The sequence below is a fragment of the Microbulbifer sp. YPW16 genome, from assembly GCF_021290385.1.
GTDB classification, from domain to species: Bacteria; Pseudomonadota; Gammaproteobacteria; order Pseudomonadales; family Cellvibrionaceae; genus Microbulbifer; species Microbulbifer zhoushanensis.
In genome coordinates this window covers 829965-847500 of record NZ_CP089928.1, presented here as the reverse complement: position 1 = coordinate 847500, position 17536 = coordinate 829965, and the positions used below count along the sequence as shown (strand labels likewise).

The following is a 17536-nucleotide window of genomic DNA, read 5'->3' as shown; positions in this document are numbered from 1 at the left end:
GGTTTGCTGGAGGTATCACAAGTGCGAATGCTGACATGAGTAACGATAAGGGAGGTGAAAAACCTCCCCGCCGGAAGACCAAGGGTTCCTGTCCAACGCTAATCGGGACAGGGTTAGTCGGCCCCTAAGGCGAGGGCGAAAGCCGTAGTCGATGGGAAACAGGTTAACATTCCTGTACTTGCAATTGCTGCGATGGAGTGACGGAGAAGGCTAGGCCAGCATGGCGATTGGTTGTCCATGTTTAAGGCTGTAGGCTGGGGGTTTAGGCAAATCCGGACCCCTAAGGCTGAGAGCTGACGACGAAGCCTACTTAGGTAGGTGAAGTGGTTGATGCCCTGCTTCCAGGAAAAACTTCTAAGCTTCAGGCAATTGCGAACCGTACTCTAAACCGACACAGGTGGTCAGGTAGAGAATACCAAGGCGCTTGAGAGAACTCTGGTGAAGGAACTAGGCAAAATGGTACCGTAACTTCGGGAGAAGGTACGCCGGCTTTGGTGATGGGACTTGCTCCCTAAGCTGAGGTCGGTCGAAGTGACCAGGTGGCTGCGACTGTTTATTAAAAACATAGCACTCTGCAAACACGTAAGTGGACGTATAGGGTGTGACGCCTGCCCGGTGCCGGAAGGTTAATTGATGGGGTTAGCTTCGGCGAAGCCCTTGATCGAAGCCCCGGTAAACGGCGGCCGTAACTATAACGGTCCTAAGGTAGCGAAATTCCTTGTCGGGTAAGTTCCGACCTGCACGAATGGCGTAACGATGGCCACGCTGTCTCCACCAGAGACTCAGTGAAATTGAAATCGCTGTTAAGATGCAGTGTACCCGCGGCTAGACGGAAAGACCCCGTGAACCTTTACTACAGCTTTGCACTGAACTTTGAGCCTACTTGTGTAGGATAGGTGGGAGGCTTTGAAACTGTGACGCTAGTTGCAGTGGAGCCGTCCTTGAAATACCACCCTGGTATGTTTGAGGTTCTAACCCAGGTCCATTATCTGGATCGGGGACAGTGTATGGTGGGTAGTTTGACTGGGGCGGTCTCCTCCCAAAGAGTAACGGAGGAGTACGAAGGTGCACTCAGCATGGTCGGAAATCATGCAATGAGCATAATGGTATAAGTGCGCTTGACTGCGAGACAGACATGTCGAGCAGGTACGAAAGTAGGTCATAGTGATCCGGCGATTCTGTATGGAAGGGTCGTCGCTCAACGGATAAAAGGTACTCCGGGGATAACAGGCTGATACCGCCCAAGAGTTCACATCGACGGCGGTGTTTGGCACCTCGATGTCGGCTCATCACATCCTGGGGCTGAAGCCGGTCCCAAGGGTATGGCTGTTCGCCATTTAAAGTGGTACGCGAGCTGGGTTTAGAACGTCGTGAGACAGTTCGGTCCCTATCTGCCGTGGGCGTTGGAGATTTGAGAAGAGTTGCTCCTAGTACGAGAGGACCGGAGTGAACGAACCTCTGGTGTTCGGGTTGTCACGCCAGTGGCATTGCCCGGTAGCTATGTTCGGACGGGATAACCGCTGAAAGCATCTAAGCGGGAAGCCTCCTTCAAGATGAGATCTCCCTGGGACTTCGAGTCCCCTAAAGGGCCCTGGAAGACTACCAGGTTGATAGGCTGGGTGTGGAAGCGTTGTGAGGCGTTGAGCTAACCAGTACTAATTGCCCGTGAGGCTTGACCATACAACAGAGATGGTTACTGACGATTGGCGCAAGCCGATGGACTGTGAGCAAGAGACATACGACTTGCGGTGTATTACTACAGAATGTTTCACCGACTTATTTGGGGTTACCGTTGATCGGAAGATCATGCAAACGGCGGTAACAGGTAGCGCAGGGCACAGAAACAGCCCGTAAGACCGACACCAACCCAAGCCAGTTTGCCTGACGACCATAGAGTTGTGGAACCACCTGATCCCTTGCCGAACTCAGAAGTGAAACGCAACATCGCCGATGGTAGTGTGGTGATTCGCCATGTGAGAGTAGGTCATCGTCAGGCTTCAATTGCAAAAGCCCTGATCGCTAACGCGGTCAGGGCTTTTTTTATGCCTGTCGATAACCTGGTGCCTAGCATTGTGACAAATCGGCAGGACAGCCGATTTGGACAGCCCCAGGCTGCCCGCAGGGGCGCGGCACATGGATGTGCCGCGATCAGAGTAGGGCTAAACCGTGCGCAGACGAAGCACAGCTTCGTGCACGGTTGAGCGACCGGCCATGGATGGCCGGGCCGGGGCCAGATCGAACAATCTGCAGCTGCGCCAGGGATGGCGACTCAACAGCCCATCGCCCCTGCATACAGGCTTCTATCCCAAAAGCCCTGATCGCTAACACGGTCAGGGCTTTTTTATTTGGCACGTCCTGTCGCCACCCCTCCGGACAGCTTCGCTGTGTTGCTCTGTTCAGGGAATCCCATACTTTTCAGCCAGCCGGTCTATATCCTCCTGGGGCCGTCTCCGTTTCGTACATTTTATTTTGAAGTCCTGATAGATATAGCTATCAGCATCGCCGACCAATACCTTCCTGATCTCTGCACAGTAGTTGCCATTCTGGATAAATGTACCAGTTGCCGTCATTAACTCGGCTTCCGGCTTTTTGAATTTCTGTACCTTGTTCCGTTCCTGTTCCAGCTGACGGGCCAGGCGTGGGTCAAAAACTGTCGACCTGGTCTTGGCGCCCTGGTGGCTGTCGGCGGTTGTGGGTTGTTCAGCCGGCGCCGCCGTCACAGGCTCGCTCACCACCTTTTGTGTTGCCTTTTGGGTTGCCGCGTCTTTGCTGGCTGGAGGAGCTGGTGTTTCTTGTCGGGGCTCGAGGCTGTCTGTGGGGGCTTCCGGGGTAGCGGGCTTTTCGGTGTTCTCGTTCGGTGCGGTTACTGGTGGGTGTTTTGTCGTCCTGTCTTTCCTTGCTCCTGAATCCTGCTGAGCGGTGCCTGTTGAGCCTGTGGCCGGAGGTTGGGTCAAGGTTACATGGATGCTCTTGTTATTTAGCAGCTGTTGCTGTTGCAGGGGTATGGCAATGAATAGGCTATGAAGGCTGAGGGCGAGCGCCAGTGAGACGAGGAGACGCCGGTCGTGCAGGAACCCGGGATTGTAGAAGTGCTGATATGGATTGCTTACCACAACGTTCCCTGTCATGAGTGCTAGGGGGGCGTACTTGCCTCAATTAAGTTTGAGGGCGACATTTGTGGTGGGTTCCGCTTCTGGATAGTTGTGTGGTGGATCTCTGGGGGCATGGTAGTGATAGTTAGAGGGGAGGGCGGACTCGAAACGCGCTCTGGCGTGTTTCGCCCCGTGGGCGCGTTGCGCGGTCTTAACTCGCTGGAGCGAGGTGATCGAACCTGCGGAGGTTGATTCGCGCCATCCCTGGCGCTCACCCCATGGGCGCCTTCGGCGTCCAAATTTGTTCCAGACAAATTTGTCGTCAACCGCCCGAACTTGCCATATAAATGGCGCATCCTTTCCTGGAGCTTGGGAAGGACGGTGCAGGGAAGAGGGGGAGGATAGACTCGAAACACGCTTTGGCGTGGTTCGCCCCTGCGGGCTCGCTTTGCTCGGTCTCAACTCGCTGGAGCGAGGTGATCGAACGTGCGGAGGTTGATTCGCGCCATCCCTGGCGCTCACCCCGTGGGCGCCTTCGGCGTCCAAATTTGTTCCAGACAAATTTGTCGTCAACCGCCCGAACTTGCCATACAAATTGCGCGTCCGTTCGGGGAGCTTGGGAAGGACGGTGCAGGGAAGAGGGGGGAGGATGGACTCGAAACACGTTTTGGCGTGTTTCGCCCCTCCGGGCTCGCTTTGCTCGGTCTCAACTCGCTGGCGGAGTTGATCGAACCTGCGGAGGTTCTTACCTCCACAAACGGGCCATACAAAAAAAGCCCCATCCTTGCGGAAGGGGCTTTCTTTGTATGGCGCGCTCGGGAGGATTCGAACCTCCGACCGCCTGGTTCGTAGCCAGGTACTCTATCCAGCTGAGCTACGAGCGCGTCGTTGTGGTTGCGAATATTAGAGAGTTGGGTTTGTTTCGTCAACTCTTTTTTTAAGTATTTTTAAGAAAAAATCCTTAAAAATCCGCAAGTTACCGAGCCGGCCGCTTCCCCGGGGGTTGCCGGTTCAGCTCGATAGGGCGCGCATTCTGCCCTGCTGGGCGGGAGTTTGCAAGCCCTTATTACAAGATAGTTGTGATGGGCCGCCTGTGGGGCATAGCGCCGGGACCTATACTGGGGAGAGTGCCGGGGCCCCGCTGTTCCGGGGGGCGCCGTACTCCCTTCAATTGTCGCCTGTGGCGGCTGTGCAGGCAGTGCGGATTTCGTATGGCAGACGAGCAAAAGCAAGACAAACAGCGCGTGCCGACAGGCCAGCCCCAGTCTCCGCTTGCTGGCTACCTGATCTGGATGCTCCTGCTCTTCCTGGCCTTTTCCTACTGGACGACCTCCCGCCAGGAAGAGACTGGCCAGAAGCTCTCCTATACCGAGTTCAAGGAGAAGGTCAGGGCCGGGGAGGTGGAAAGTGTCACCCTCAGTGGTGAACAGATCACCGGCCGGTTTGTGGGTGCTGATACCTATCCGGTGCCCCGTGGTGAGGATCGGGCCGCGGTGGAGTTCCGGACCACCAAGCCACCTGTGGAAGACCCCGACCTGATTCCACTGCTCGAAGACCGGAATGTCGAGATCAATGCCGAGCCGGTCCCGCGTGACAACTGGACGCCGCTCCTGATCAGCCTGATGCCACTGTTACTGATTATCGGCCTGCTGTGGTTCGCCGGACGGGCCATGCAGGCAAGAATCGGCGGGGGCGGCACCACGGGTCCTTTCGGGTTTGGAAAGTCCCGGGCACGGCGATTTGAACGTGGCGAATCAAATGTGACCTTCGAGGATGTCGCGGGCCTGGAGAATGCCAAGCGTGACCTGCGCGAAATAGCAGACTACCTGAAGGATCCCGGGCACTATCGGGAGCTTGGCGCAAAAATCCCCAAGGGTATCCTGCTGATGGGTCCTCCCGGTACTGGCAAGACGCTGATGGCAAAGGCGCTGGCAGGGGAGAGTGACGTACCTTTCTTCAGTATCAGCGGTTCCGAGTTTATTGAAATGTTCGTGGGCGTCGGGGCCTCGCGGGTCAGGGATATGTTTGCCAGTGCCAAGAAAGAGGCGCCGGCGATCATATTCATCGATGAGATCGATTCGGTGGGGCGGGCCCGCGGGACCGGGCTGGGTGGTGGCCACGATGAGCGCGAACAGACACTTAACCAGATCCTCGGTGAAATGGATGGTTTTGATCCCCACGAGGCAGTGGTGGTCATCGCAGCCACCAACCGCCCGGATGTGCTCGATGCGGCGCTGATGCGGCCGGGCCGTTTCGATCGCAAGATCACCGTGGACCTGCCGGACAAGAAGGCGCGCCTCGCTATCCTCAAGACCCATTCCCGCCATACACCGCTGGGTGAGGATGTAGACCTGGAGCGCCTGGCAGCGCTGACGGTGGGGTTTTCCGGCGCCGATCTGGAGAACATGATCAATGAGGCCGCGCTGCTGGCGGGGCGGGATGACCGCGCGGAAGTCGATATGGAGCGCATGCTCAAGGCCCGCGACCGGGTCGTTCTGGGCAGTGAGCGGGAGATGGTAATCAGTGAGGAAGAGAAAGAACTCATTGCCTATCATGAGTCTGGCCACGCCCTGGCGGCGAGCCTATTGCCCCATGCCGATCCGCTCGACAAGGCTACGATTGTGCCCCGGGGGCGCAGCCTTGGGGCCACCGAGCAGATTCCCGAGGAGGAACGGCACAGCCTGCGGGCCAGCTACCTGTATGACCGGATCGGTGTGATGCTGGGAGGCCGCGTGGCCGAGCAGGTGGTGTTCGGTGAGGTAAGCTCCGGGGCGGAGTCGGACCTGAAGCAGGCCACCAGTCTCGCCCAGCATATGGTGGGCCAGTGGGGGATGAGCAAGCGGTTGGGGCCGGTAGCGTTTCGCCGCGGTGAAGAGCATGTTTTCCTGGGACGCGAGATTGCCCAGCAAAAGGACTTCAGTGAACACACGGCGCAGGTGATTGATGAGGAAGTCGGTGAGTTGATCTCCGGGATTGAGAAAAAGGTACGGGACCTGCTGGAAAAGCACCGCAACCAACTCGACGCCCTGGCCAGCGCGCTGCTGGAAAAGGAGACCCTGGAAGCGGCGGAGATCCAGGCGATCATTCACTCTGCCCGGCAACACGATACCTGAATTTCCAGGACATCCCGGAAAACATCATCCCGGCTGGCAACCCGGGCAGTACCAGGCGGTGCGCCCGCCAACCGCCTGCGTTTCAAGGTCCCGCCCACATCGGGGGCATTGCCCATCCTGGTGCCTGTGAGGCAGCAGGTATGATTGTGGCAGGGCCGCTGGCTCTGCGTCGCAGTCGATTGCCTGTTTCAGTACGGTTCGCATCGCCCTGAATACCCGCTTGCGATTGCTCTCGTCAAGGTCGTCGAGTGACCTGGCGGGGTGAATACGGGACTGGAACAGGATTTCGTCGGAGTAATAATTGCCGATACCGGCTACCTGGTGCTGGTCCATCAGCCAGGGCTTCACCTGTCCGTGGCGCTTTTGGGATCGCCCGAGAAATTCCTCCTCACTGATCCGCAGGGCATCCGGCCCCAGGTCCCGGTCGCGGATCCAGTCGTCAGGCGAGCCGGTGAGAGCAATACGCCCCAGTTTACGCGGACAGCGGTAGGCCAGCCGGTAATTACTATCAAAGTCGATCTCGAGTTGTGTATATTGCGGCGGGCTCTTGACCGACTTTGAATAAGACAGATTTCCACTCATGCCGAAATGCAATACCAGGCAGCTACCCGAGTCCAGCAGCGCGAAGAGATACTTGCCGTGGCGTTCGGTTTGCGTGAACCTGGCCCCGTGCAGAGCGCGGCCCAGTCCCTGGGGGCTTGTTTCCACCAGCAGCTCGGGTCCGGGCACGCGCACTTGTCGGATTACCTGGTGTAGCGCAGTGGCATCGAAGTAGCGTCTATAGGTTTCAACGTCGGGAAGTTCGGGCATCTGGGGTCGTGTCCAGTAGCATGACGACGGGCGGAGGCAAGGTACCGGCGCTCAGCGCCTGAAGAGCTTCATCAACTTGTCCAGTGGCAGGCAATTGACCACATCGGCTTTTTCCAGCCAGCCCCGCCTCGCCTGGTCGACACCGCAGCGCATATGCTGCAGGTCAGAGGTACTGTGGGCGTCGGTGGCAATTGAAATTTTCACTCCCAGCTCCCTGGCCATCCGGCAGCCCTCGTCGGTAAGGTCGAGGCGCTGGGGTTGTGCATTCAGTTCCAGGATGCAATTCCGTTCCTTCGCCCGCTCCAGTATTTTCTCCAGGTCCGTCTCATAGGGGGATCGCTCATTGATCAGGCGGCCGCTCGGGTGGGCGAGAATATTGAAGTAGTCGTTATCCATGGCCCGAAGAATGCGCTCGGTCTGTTTTTTGCGGGAAAGGTCAAATTTGTGGTGGATAGCGCAAACGGTAAAGTCCAGTTCTTTGAGAACGGTGTCTTCCAGGTCGAGGGAGCCATCTTCGAGAATGTCCACTTCACTGGATTTCAGCACCACGATACCGTCGAGCTTTTCGTTGAGCTTGTCTATCTCCCGCACCTGCGCCAGCAGCCGTTTCTTGTCGAGGCCATTGGCGACAGTCAATCGCTGTGAGTGATCGGTAATCGCAAGATACTCATAGCCGAGTTCACGGGCGGCCTCGGCCATTTCTTTCAAACTGTTATGGCCGTCACTGGCCCTGGTATGGGCATGCAGGTTGCCGCGGATGTCTTCCAGGGTAATGAGCTGTGGCAACTTTCCTTTTCGCGCGGCTTCAAGCTCCCCATGATCCTCCCTAAGTTCCGGGGGAATCCACTCCAGTCCCAGCTTCTCATAGACGGCTTTTTCCGTTTTACCCGAGATACGCTCGTCGTCCTTGAATACACCGTATTCATTGACTTTGAACCCTTTTCGGATTCCCAGCTTGCGCAGGGCAATGTTGTGGGACTTGGACCCGGTGAAATAGACCTGCGCCGCGCCGAAACTGACCTGGGGAACGACCCGCAGGTCCACCTGCATGCCGGAACGAAGAAACACGGTTGAGCGCTTTTTACCCTTGGAGTCGATCTCATTGACTTCGTCATAGCTGGTAAAGTGATCCATCACCGACGAGTCCTGCTTTGCGGTCACCAGGATATCCAGGTCGCCCACCGTCTCTTTTCGCCGCCGGTAACTCCCGGCAATAATGATATCCTTGAGTCCCTCGGCCTCTTTCAGGTATTGGACCAGTGGCCTGGCAACTTCCTCCGCATCAATCAGGCGAGTGCGTTTCTCTTCACCGGAATATTTTTCCAGGCGGCTACGAATTTTTTCTTCACTTTTTTCGCCAAATCCGGACACTTCCCGGATCTCGCCGGCCTCGGCAGCTCTCTCAAGGTCCTTGAGGCTGTTGATAGCGAGTGCATCATGAAGCGCCTTGACCTTTTTGGCCCCGAGGCCCTCGATCATCATCAGCTCACTGAGGGCCTCCGGAGTCCGCTCCTCCACCTCCTTGAGAAGGGGAAGTTCACCGGTTTCAACAATCGTCTTGATTTTCCCTGCGAGGTCGTCGCCGATATCCGGTAGCTCGCTCAGGTCCTCGCCGTCATCGAGCAGGTCCGACATGCTTCTCGGGTAGCCGCGGATGGTGCCCGCGGCGTTGCGGTAGGCACGCACCCGGAACTGGTTGGCACCCTCAATCTCCAGCAGGTCTGCCAGTTTCTCGAAGCAATCCGCGATCTCACTGTTATGAACCGTCATTTGGGGAGGTCAGTTGATTTCAAATGGTATACTGCCACTGCCGGATTCAGGGAGGGCCCTCAGTTGCTGCTACTCCCCGGATATACTGGTGCTAAGACGGGATTATAGAAGAGTGATTGCCTGTGTCTTGCTGCCTGCTCAGCTTTCATCCATGAGCTTGAAAAACTCCTCTTCGTCGATGCAAGGCACGCCCTGTTCTTTGGCTTCGTCCAGCTTGCTACCCGGGTTTTCACCCACTACCAGGTAGTCGGTCTCGCCACTGACGCTGGACGTGGCGCGGCCTCCCAGTGCCTCGACTCTCTCCCGGGCCTCGTCCCGGGTCAGCCTGTCCAGGGCGCCGCTGAAGACGAAAGTCTTACCTTCCAGGGGCTGCCTGTCCCGCCGTGGCATGGGTGTAACCTCAACTCCCTGCTGCTGCAGGCGCCGCAGGATTTGCCGGTTTTGGCTGTCGTGGAAAAAGGCGGTGGTGGCCATTGCGATCTCGCTGCCGATACCGTCGATCACTGAAATGTCGTCCTCTTTGGCGGAGGCGACCTTGTCCAGTTTCCCGAACTCCCGCGCCAGTTGCCGCGCGACCCGCTGTCCGACAAGGGGGATTCCCAATGCGTACAGGAAACGGTCCAGGCGGGCCTTGTGGGCCGCCTGGATTGCGTCATGCAATTGCTTCGCAGAGCGCCGGGCAAACCCCTCCAGGGATTCCAGGTCTTCCACAGCAAGCCCATAGAGGTCGGCAAGGTTGTGCACCAGGCCGCGCTCAACCAGCTGTCTGGCCGCCTTTGCGCCCAGGTGATCGATATCCATCGCGTCCCGCCCGGCATAATGCTGAATTCTCCCCCGTAGCTGGGCGGGGCAGGCGAGCCCCGCTGTGCAGAGATAGTAGGCGCCATCGCGGGAGACTGGCGCTTCGCAGGATGGGCAGTGCCCGGGCATGCTGAATGGCTCAGCGCGTTTCTTTCCGGGACGCTTTATTCGCTCTTCGATTTCCGGAATCACATCGCCGGCGCGAATAACACGAACGGTGTCACCGACCCGGATATCCTTACGCCGGACCTCGGCTTCATTGTGGAGCGTAGCGCGACTGACAGTGACGCCCCCCACATCCACCGGGGTTAGCAGGGCTACCGGTGTCAGCATGCCAGTTCGACCCACCTGGACGACGATATCCTCGACCGTGGTGGTTTCCTCCCGGGGCTTGAATTTCCACGCAAGCGCCCAGCGGGGGCTACGGTCGCGGTTTCCCAGTTTTTCCTGCAACTCGACCTGGTCCACCTTGATGACAATGCCGTCGATTTCGAAATCCAGTTCGTCCCGCTTTCCCTGCAACTGCGCATGATAGTCCCTGACCTCCTCAAACGAACTGGCAGCCCTGTTCAGTGGGCTGGTCCTGAGACCCCAGTCGGAGAGTTTCTGTAGCGCTTTCTGGTGGGATTGCGGCCGCTCGTCGTCCATCTCGAGGATTTCGTAAAAGAACACGCTGACAGGCTTGCCGGCTGCCTGCCGGGATTCATACTGGCGCATCAGCCCCGCTGCAGCATTGCGCGGATTGGCAAAGGGCTCTTCACCACTTTCCACCCGCTGGCGGTTCAATGCAGTAAAGCCCTTTTTACGCATATAGACCTCACCGCGAACAGCCAGCAGGCCCGGGGCATGTGCAACATCCTGCAATGACAGCGGCAGGGTACGAATCGTCTTGAGGTTGTGGGATATATCTTCGCCGGTTTCGCCGTTGCCGCGTGTGCTGCCGTGTTCGAATTGGCCCTCGCGATAGACGACTTCGATCGACAGGCCATCGAACTTGGGTTCCAGGATGAGGCGGGGGAATTTCCTGTCTGCTGCCTTGCAGATCGATTCCAGGAAAGTGCGGACATCATCGGCATCCAGTTTTGCCTGCAGGCTCAGCAGGGGCTTCCGGTGTGAGATCTTTTCCAGTTTGCTGACCGGTGAGACACCCACGCGCCGGGTGGGGGAGTCGTCAGTCCGCAGGTCCGGGAATTCCTGTTCGAGGTCTTCCAGTCGTGCGAACAGCTTGTCGTACTCGGCGTCCGAAATTTTCGGCGAGCCCTTAACGTAGTAGAGGTGGTCGTGGTAGTTGATGCCCTCGCGTAACGCGCGGGCCTCTTCGGAGGCCTCGTCCTTATCGAGGCCCTCTACTGGCCTGAAATCAGTATCCGGTTTGCTGGTGAAATCCATGTCACTTTCGCATACCGGGCCGGGGGACCGGCCAGGCCGCTATTGGGTGTGGATTGGCTGGTGGGACGCTCGTCAAGTTCGGTAATAAAGGCACACCGCCAAAGCGATCAGATCAAGGCGAGAAAGCGCTGGGAAAGTAGCGTTGCTTCAAGCGTTTCTCAACGCAGGGCCGGACGATTTGGCGAAGCAAACTTTGATCGAACTATACTTACGGCCCACTAGGCTGCCGCGGTCTCTCCCATGCTGGCAGCGAGCTCTTCGGCAAAGGCCTGTTCGATGGGCCCCTGGTCGCGAAGGCGCTTGAAGCCATCAAAGAAGACCTGTGCCTCAGGGTAGGCCAGTTTCAGGTAGGCCAGCCACTGCTTGACCCGGTTGCCGAGGTATTTGGCCGGGTATTCGTCGCGGGTGGCCTGGTAGTAGTTCCACAGGAGCTGGACGACCTCGCCCCAGGGCAGGGGGGTGTATTCATGTCCGGCGCAGTGCGCCTTGACCTGCAATGCCAGGTCGGGCCGGGCCAGCAGGCTGCGACCCAGCATAAAGGCGTCACACCCTGTGACCTCCCGGCAGCGCTGGAAGTCCGCCACGGTCCAGATATCGCCATTGGCAATGACCGGTATCGCCAGCTGTTCACGAATTTCACCAATATATTCCCAGTATGCCGGGGGACGGTAGCCGTCTACCTTGGAGCGGGCATGAACGGCCAGTTCGGAGGCGCCTCCGTTTTCCGCGGCGCGGGCATTGTCCATGTAGCTGGAGCGGTCCTGGTATCCCAGGCGGATCTTTGCAGTGACCGGTATCTCAGCGGGGACGGCGTCTCGTACGGCCGCCACGATACTCTCGACCCGGTGCGGACTCTGTAACAGGCAGGCGCCACCGTCACTGTTGTTGACCGACTTGGCCGGGCAGCCGAAGTTCAGGTCGATGGCCCGGGCACCGGAAGCCACAGCGCGGGAGGCATTCAGGGCCATCGATTCCGGGTTGCCGCCGAGCAGCTGCAGCCGCACCGGTACACCGTGGCGGGTCCGGGCACCGGCTGCCAGTTCAGGGCAAAGCCGGGTAAAGACCTTGCGTGGCAGGCGCGTATGGGTCACACGGACGAATTCGGTCACGCAGATATCCACGCCACCAATCCCGGACAGCAGGGCCCGGACGTGATGGTCGATAACGCCTTCCATGGGAGCCTGGTATATCAGCGGGGTGTGTTTGTGGGACTTATCGGTCATGATTCTGCGGTGCCAGCTTGGTGATGCAATTCATCCCCATGGCAGGCCGTGGGGTGGTTTCCGGCTATTTTACCAGTGCTATGACGCGTCTACTAATTAAAAGTGCGTAATGTCATTTAAGGCAGTTTGTGGGTGCGGTTTGCGTGTCTTCCGGGATGTAATTCATGGTTGCGGCTGTAACTAATAAGTATTTGATTTTAAAAGGTTGTTGTATTGATAATAGCGCCCGCCAAAGTGGAAATCAGGGGGCAAGCGTGGAAGAAACGCTATTGCAACAGGGACTGGACATCACACTGTTCGGTATGGGAATTGTTTTTACATTCCTGCTTCTGCTGGTGATCGGCACCAGTATCATGTCCCGCATTATTATCCGTAACTTTCCCGAAGCGGAGCCCGTCGCTCCCGCTGCCGGCAGTCCCGCCACCGACGATGCGCGCCTTCGCGCAATTATCAAGGCCGCCATTGATCAGCATCGCAAACGCCGCTGATCTTATTTTTCAAGCGACTGCCAGATAAACCCGAATAGATAGCGAGAGAAATAACCCATGACTGAGGTTAAAAAGCCACTGGGGATTACCGATGTAGTCCTGCGCGATGCTCACCAGTCACTGTTCGCCACCCGCATGCGGCTCGACGATATGCTGCCCATTGCGGAGAAACTGGACAAGGTTGGCTTCTGGTCTCTGGAGTCCTGGGGCGGGGCCACCTTCGATGCGTGTATCCGTTACCTGGGTGAGGATCCCTGGGAGCGGATCCGTGAACTGAAAAAGGCCATGCCGAATACTCCACAGCAGATGCTGTTCCGCGGCCAGAATATCCTTGGCTATCGCCATTACGCCGATGACGTGGTGGAGAAGTTTGTCGAACGCGCTGCGGAAAATGGTGTGGATGTATTCCGCGTATTCGACGCCATGAACGATATGCGCAACCTGCAGACGGCCCTGAAGGCTGTGAAGAAGCAGGAGCGGCACGCCCAGGGCACCATCTCTTATACCGTGAGTCCCGTTCATACCATGGACCTGTGGGTAGACCTGGGGCGCCAGATCGAAGATATGGGCGCAGATTCCATTGCCATCAAGGATATGGCGGGCCTGCTGCGCCCGTACGAGGGTTACGAACTGGTCAGGCGGCTGAAAGACGCGGTGGATATTCCCATCCACATGCAGTGCCATGCCACCACCGGCCTGTCGACTGCTACCGCGCTGAAGTGTATCGAGGCGGGAATCGACAATATCGACACCGCTATCTCTTCCATGTCCATGACCTACGGCCATAGCCCCACAGAATCCGTGGTTGCCATTCTCGAGGGGACCGAGCGGGATACCGGGCTGGATATCAACCTGCTGGAAGAGATTGCCGCATACTTCCGCGAAGTGCGGAAGAAGTACGCCAGGTTTGAAGGTTCCCTGCGCGGGGTGGATTCACGCATCCTGGTCGCCCAGGTACCGGGTGGCATGCTCACCAATATGGAGAGCCAGCTGAAAGAGCAGGGCGCCGGCGACCGACTGGATGAAGTACTGGAGGAAATTCCCCGCGTGCGTGAGGACCTGGGCTTTATCCCCCTGGTGACCCCCACCTCGCAGATCGTCGGTACCCAGGCGGTGCTGAACGTACTGACCGGAGAGCGTTACAAAACCATCTCCAAGGAAACTGCCGCGGTGCTCAAGGGCGAGTATGGCGCTACAGCGGCGCCCGTGAACAGCGAGCTGCAGGAACGTGTACTGGAGGGCGGCGAGCCGGTAACCTGTCGCCCTGCCGACCTTCTGGAGCCGGAGCTCGACAGGCTCACCGGTGAGCTGAAGCAAAAAGCCAGCGATGAAGAGATCTGGCTGGAACAGGGCGAGCGCGAGATCGACGACGTGCTGACCTATGCGCTCTTCCCGCAGATCGGCCTGAAGTTCCTCAAGAACCGGGACAACCCGGACGCTTTTGAGCCGGTGCCCACCGGCAATGAGGGTAGCGCGGTTACCAATGACAAGGGCGAAGAGGTCTATACGGTCTCCGTCGAGGGCCAGAGCTATACCGTGACTGTAGCCGACGGCGGTGACCTGACCGGTATTGCACCGGTGGGCAGCGGCGGCAGCACGGCGCCATCAGGTTCTGGGGCGGCCCCCACCTCCGGCGGCGAGCCGGTGTCCGCACCGCTGGCCGGCAATATCTTCAAGGTACTGGTAAAACCCGGTGACCAGGTGACCGAGGGACAGACCATCGTTGTCCTCGAGGCGATGAAGATGGAAACTGCGGTCAGTGCGCCGCGGTCCGGTGCGGTGACGGAAGTGTCAGTAAAAGAAGGCGATTCTGTCGCCGTGGGCGATGCCCTGCTGAAGATCGCTTAAACGGGGGCATGTGTGGATAACCTACTTAATCTCTGGCTGGCCTCCGGCGCTTACAAGATGTCGAGTGGCCAGTTCATCATGATCCTTGTGGGACTGGCGCTGCTGTTCCTGGCCATCCGCAAGAACTTCGAGCCACTGCTGCTGGTTCCCATCGGTTTCGGCGGCATACTCGCCAATATCCCTGGTGCTAACCTGGCCCTGTCCGCGGCAGAAACCGCACTGGTATCGGGCGACCCGGAAATGCTGCGGCAGATGGCCCAGTTGCTGGGGGTTGGTGCCACTGACTCCCTGTATGCACTCAAGGAGGCGCTGGCTAATGCCCCGGCAGCCTTACAGTCGCGGGCGGCGGAGCTGGCGACGGATGCCGGTTTCAATAACGGCATGCTGTACAACTTCTACAACGTGGCAATTGCCTCCGGTGTGGCGCCGCTGGTGATTTTCATGGGCGTGGGCGCGATGACGGACTTTGGCCCGCTGCTGGCCAATCCCCGTACCCTGTTCCTGGGCGCGGCGGCCCAGTTCGGTATCTTTGCCACGGTACTGGGCGCGGTGGGGTTATCAGTGGCCGGGATAATGGATTTCTCCATTGCTGATGCGGCGGCCATCGGTATTATCGGCGGCGCGGATGGTCCCACGGCAATTTACGTATCCAGCTTGCTGGCTCCGGACCTCCTGGGTGCCATTGCAGTAGCCGCATACTCGTATATGGCCCTGGTACCCCTGATCCAGCCGCCCATCATGCGCGCGCTCACCACCCCGGAAGAGCGTCGTATCGAGATGGTGCAGCTGCGCCATGTGACCAAGCGGGAGAAAATCACCTTTCCCCTGCTGCTGTTGATCCTGGTAGCCCTGTTCCTGCCGGACGCGGCGCCGCTGCTGGGGATGTTCTGCTTCGGTAACCTGATGCGCGAGTGCGGCGTGGTAGCGCGCCTGTCCGATACCGCCCAGAATGCGCTGATCAATATTACCACCATCTTCCTCGGCCTCTCCGTAGGCTCCAAGCTGGCAGCAGACAAATTCCTGGACCCGAAAACACTCGGGATCCTGGCGCTGGGTATCGTGGCCTTTTCCATCGGCACTGCGGCGGGCGTATTGATGGCCAAGCTGTTGAATGTCTTCAGCCAGAACAAGGTCAACCCCCTGATTGGTTCCGCTGGTGTATCGGCGGTGCCCATGGCGGCGCGCGTATCCAACAAGATCGGGCTGGAGGCCAATCCGCACAACTTCCTGCTGATGCATGCCATGGGCCCGAACGTGGCTGGTGTGATCGGTTCGGCAGTGGCTGCCGGTGTGATGATTACCATGGTGCGGGCAATGACTGGCTGATCCGGGCCTTTTAAGGACTCTACCCGGTCCCCCGCCCCAGCGCTGTTTCCGCGTGTGGGGGTGGGTGGCCCGTTTGCTGAAACGCATCCTCTTTACAGAGTATAATGCCCTCCCTCGAGTTTAATTGCCCCTGACTGTAGGTCCCGCTCGACAGGCTCGATATCGACGAGTGCCGCGTAGACGGATGGGAGAGGAGCCTGCCTTATACAGGATAGGGCAGGCTGGGGTGCTGTAATAATAAAAGCTGAAGAGTATGCGATACAGAGATTTAAGGGTTGCGTTGGCGGTCCCCTGTTTCAATGAAGAAGGAGCTATAAGGCAGGTAATTAGGGATTTCCGTAATGCAATGCCGGAGCTGGAGATCTATGTTTTTGATAACCGCTCACAAGATCAAACCGCTGCAGTCGCACGCGCTGAGGGGGCAACGGTAATTTCAGTTGATACCCCGGGAAAGGGAAGTGTCGTCAGGCGAATGTTCGCCGATGTGGACCCTGATATCCTGGTCATGGTAGACGGCGACGCGACTTACCTTGCACGTGCCGTGACCCAAATGGTCGATAAGCTGATCGATGAGCGGTTAGACATGGTGGTCGGTTCCCGGAGCACGCCGAAAGATAATATGCCTGAGGCATATCGCCGGGGACACCAGTTTGGTAATCAGTTGCTAACATCCAGCGTCAAAAGGATTTTCGGTGGTGCATTCAGTGATATGTTGTCCGGTTACCGGGTATTCACCCGGCGTTATATAAAATCGTTCCCCGCCACATCGCAGGGGTTCGAAATTGAAACGGAACTCACCATACATGCGCTAGAGCTGCGTATGCCATCCGGGGAGGTCCCTGTAGAGTATGGGGCTCGCCCTGTCGGAACTGAAAGCAAGCTCTCCACATACCGGGATGGTTGGCGTATTCTCCGGACTATCGTGCACTTGTATATAGCGGAGCGGCCGCTGTCATTTTACTCCCTTTGTGCGCTGCTGATTGCCGGGACTTCCATTGGAATCTTCGTTCCAGTGATTTTTGACTACATGGAAACCGGTCTGGTAGAGAGGTTCCCGACTGCTATCCTGTCAGCCTCGATGATGATTTGTGCGTTGCTTTCCCTTGCCTGCGGGCTGATCCTGGACAATGTTGTCCGTGGACGACAGGAGGCAAAGCGAATGGCCTACCTGGCAATACCTCATCCGGCCAGTGGCGGCAACTGATCAAATGCCGATACTCAAGCGAATCTTCCTGTTCACCGTCGTCGGTGCCCTCGGTTTCGTGGTCGATACCGCAGTCCTGTATGCATTAAAGCCAGAGGCGGGATTGTACCTGGGGCGGGTAGTCTCCTTTTTATGCGCCGCGATGGTTACCTGGATACTCAATCGACTATGGACATTTGGGGATCGTGTCTCTCCTTATTCCGTGCGCAGTGAAATGCTGGTCTACGTCGCAGTTATGATCACTGGGGGCTTGGTGAATTACTCTGTTTATGCTTGGCTAGTAGCGTCCAGCAGTCACGTTCGGCTGGAACCGATACTGGGGGTGGCTGCCGGTAGCCTTAGCGGAGTGAGCGTGAATTTCCTTGCTGCACGGCTGCTGGTTTTTAATGGCCAGCGTCATGCGGAATAGAACATTCCTGCAAAGGCATATAATTCATATAAATTGTCGGACGCGTTAAGGCCGGGATTGGCG

General features: G+C 57.8%; 11 protein-coding genes, 1 tRNA gene and 2 rRNA genes (1 of these 14 running past the window's edge). 8 read left to right on the top strand and 6 right to left on the bottom strand.

Annotation, left to right across the window (positions count from 1 at the left end; genetic code table 11):
- A 23S ribosomal RNA gene (locus tag LVE68_RS03760) occupies positions 1-1680 on the top strand; it begins 1201 nt to the left of the window's first position.
- A 200-nt stretch (positions 1681-1880) separates the two neighbouring features.
- Positions 1881-1996: ribosomal RNA gene (rrf, locus tag LVE68_RS03755) — 5S ribosomal RNA — on the top strand.
- Positions 1997-2396: 400 nt separating this feature from the next.
- Here the strand turns inward: rrf and LVE68_RS03750 are convergent.
- Both LVE68_RS03750 and LVE68_RS03745 read right to left on the bottom strand, forming a co-directional pair.
- Positions 2397-3113 carry a hypothetical protein gene (locus LVE68_RS03750; RefSeq protein ID WP_233005700.1) on the bottom strand — a complete coding sequence of 239 codons (717 nt, stop codon included), beginning with the start codon at positions 3111-3113 and terminating at the stop codon, positions 2397-2399.
- A 786-nt stretch (positions 3114-3899) separates the two neighbouring features.
- Positions 3900-3976: transfer RNA gene (locus LVE68_RS03745), tRNA-Arg, on the bottom strand.
- 327 nt (positions 3977-4303) lie between these two features.
- Here LVE68_RS03745 and ftsH point away from each other — a divergent pair.
- Positions 4304-6205: an ATP-dependent zinc metalloprotease FtsH gene (gene ftsH / locus LVE68_RS03740; RefSeq protein WP_233005699.1), complete on the top strand. Its 1902-nt coding sequence runs from the start codon at positions 4304-4306 to the stop codon at positions 6203-6205.
- A 24-nt stretch (positions 6206-6229) separates the two neighbouring features.
- Here the strand turns inward: ftsH and LVE68_RS03735 are convergent, their stop codons facing one another.
- From LVE68_RS03735 to LVE68_RS03720, 4 genes are all read right to left on the bottom strand, one after another.
- A complete protein-coding gene (locus LVE68_RS03735) occupies positions 6230-7015 on the bottom strand; it encodes an Fpg/Nei family DNA glycosylase (protein ID WP_233005698.1) in 786 nt (261 codons plus the stop codon).
- Positions 7016-7066: 51 nt separating this feature from the next.
- Positions 7067-8785 (bottom strand): DNA polymerase/3'-5' exonuclease PolX, encoded by a 1719-nt coding sequence (gene polX, locus LVE68_RS03730; RefSeq protein ID WP_233005697.1) that lies wholly within the window; start codon positions 8783-8785, stop codon positions 7067-7069.
- Between the two features lie 138 nt (positions 8786-8923).
- Entirely contained in the window at positions 8924-10975 is a 2052-nt protein-coding gene (ligA, locus tag LVE68_RS03725; protein ID WP_233005696.1) for an NAD-dependent DNA ligase LigA, read from the bottom strand.
- A gap of 218 nt (positions 10976-11193) precedes the next feature.
- Entirely contained in the window at positions 11194-12198 is a 1005-nt protein-coding gene (locus tag LVE68_RS03720; protein ID WP_233005695.1) for a tRNA dihydrouridine synthase, read from the bottom strand.
- A 164-nt stretch (positions 12199-12362) separates the two neighbouring features.
- Here LVE68_RS03720 and LVE68_RS03715 point away from each other — a divergent pair, with 164 nt between their 5' ends.
- From LVE68_RS03715 to LVE68_RS03695, 5 genes are all read left to right on the top strand, one after another.
- Positions 12363-12686 carry an OadG family protein gene (locus LVE68_RS03715; RefSeq protein ID WP_233005694.1) on the top strand — a complete coding sequence of 108 codons (324 nt, stop codon included), beginning with the start codon at positions 12363-12365 and terminating at the stop codon, positions 12684-12686.
- A gap of 57 nt (positions 12687-12743) precedes the next feature.
- The gene (gene oadA / locus LVE68_RS03710; protein WP_233005693.1) at positions 12744-14534 is read left to right on the top strand and encodes a sodium-extruding oxaloacetate decarboxylase subunit alpha; all 1791 of its coding nucleotides are present in this window, start codon (positions 12744-12746) and stop codon (positions 14532-14534) included.
- Positions 14535-14546: 12 nt separating this feature from the next.
- Entirely contained in the window at positions 14547-15860 is a 1314-nt protein-coding gene (locus LVE68_RS03705) for a sodium ion-translocating decarboxylase subunit beta (RefSeq protein ID WP_233005692.1), read from the top strand.
- A gap of 253 nt (positions 15861-16113) precedes the next feature.
- The gene (locus LVE68_RS03700) at positions 16114-17064 is read left to right on the top strand and encodes a glycosyltransferase family 2 protein (protein WP_233005691.1); all 951 of its coding nucleotides are present in this window, start codon (positions 16114-16116) and stop codon (positions 17062-17064) included.
- Between the two features lie 4 nt (positions 17065-17068).
- Positions 17069-17473, top strand: a complete 405-nt coding sequence (locus tag LVE68_RS03695) for a GtrA family protein (RefSeq protein WP_233005690.1) — start codon at positions 17069-17071, stop codon at positions 17471-17473.
- Positions 17474-17536 lie beyond the last annotated feature (63 nt).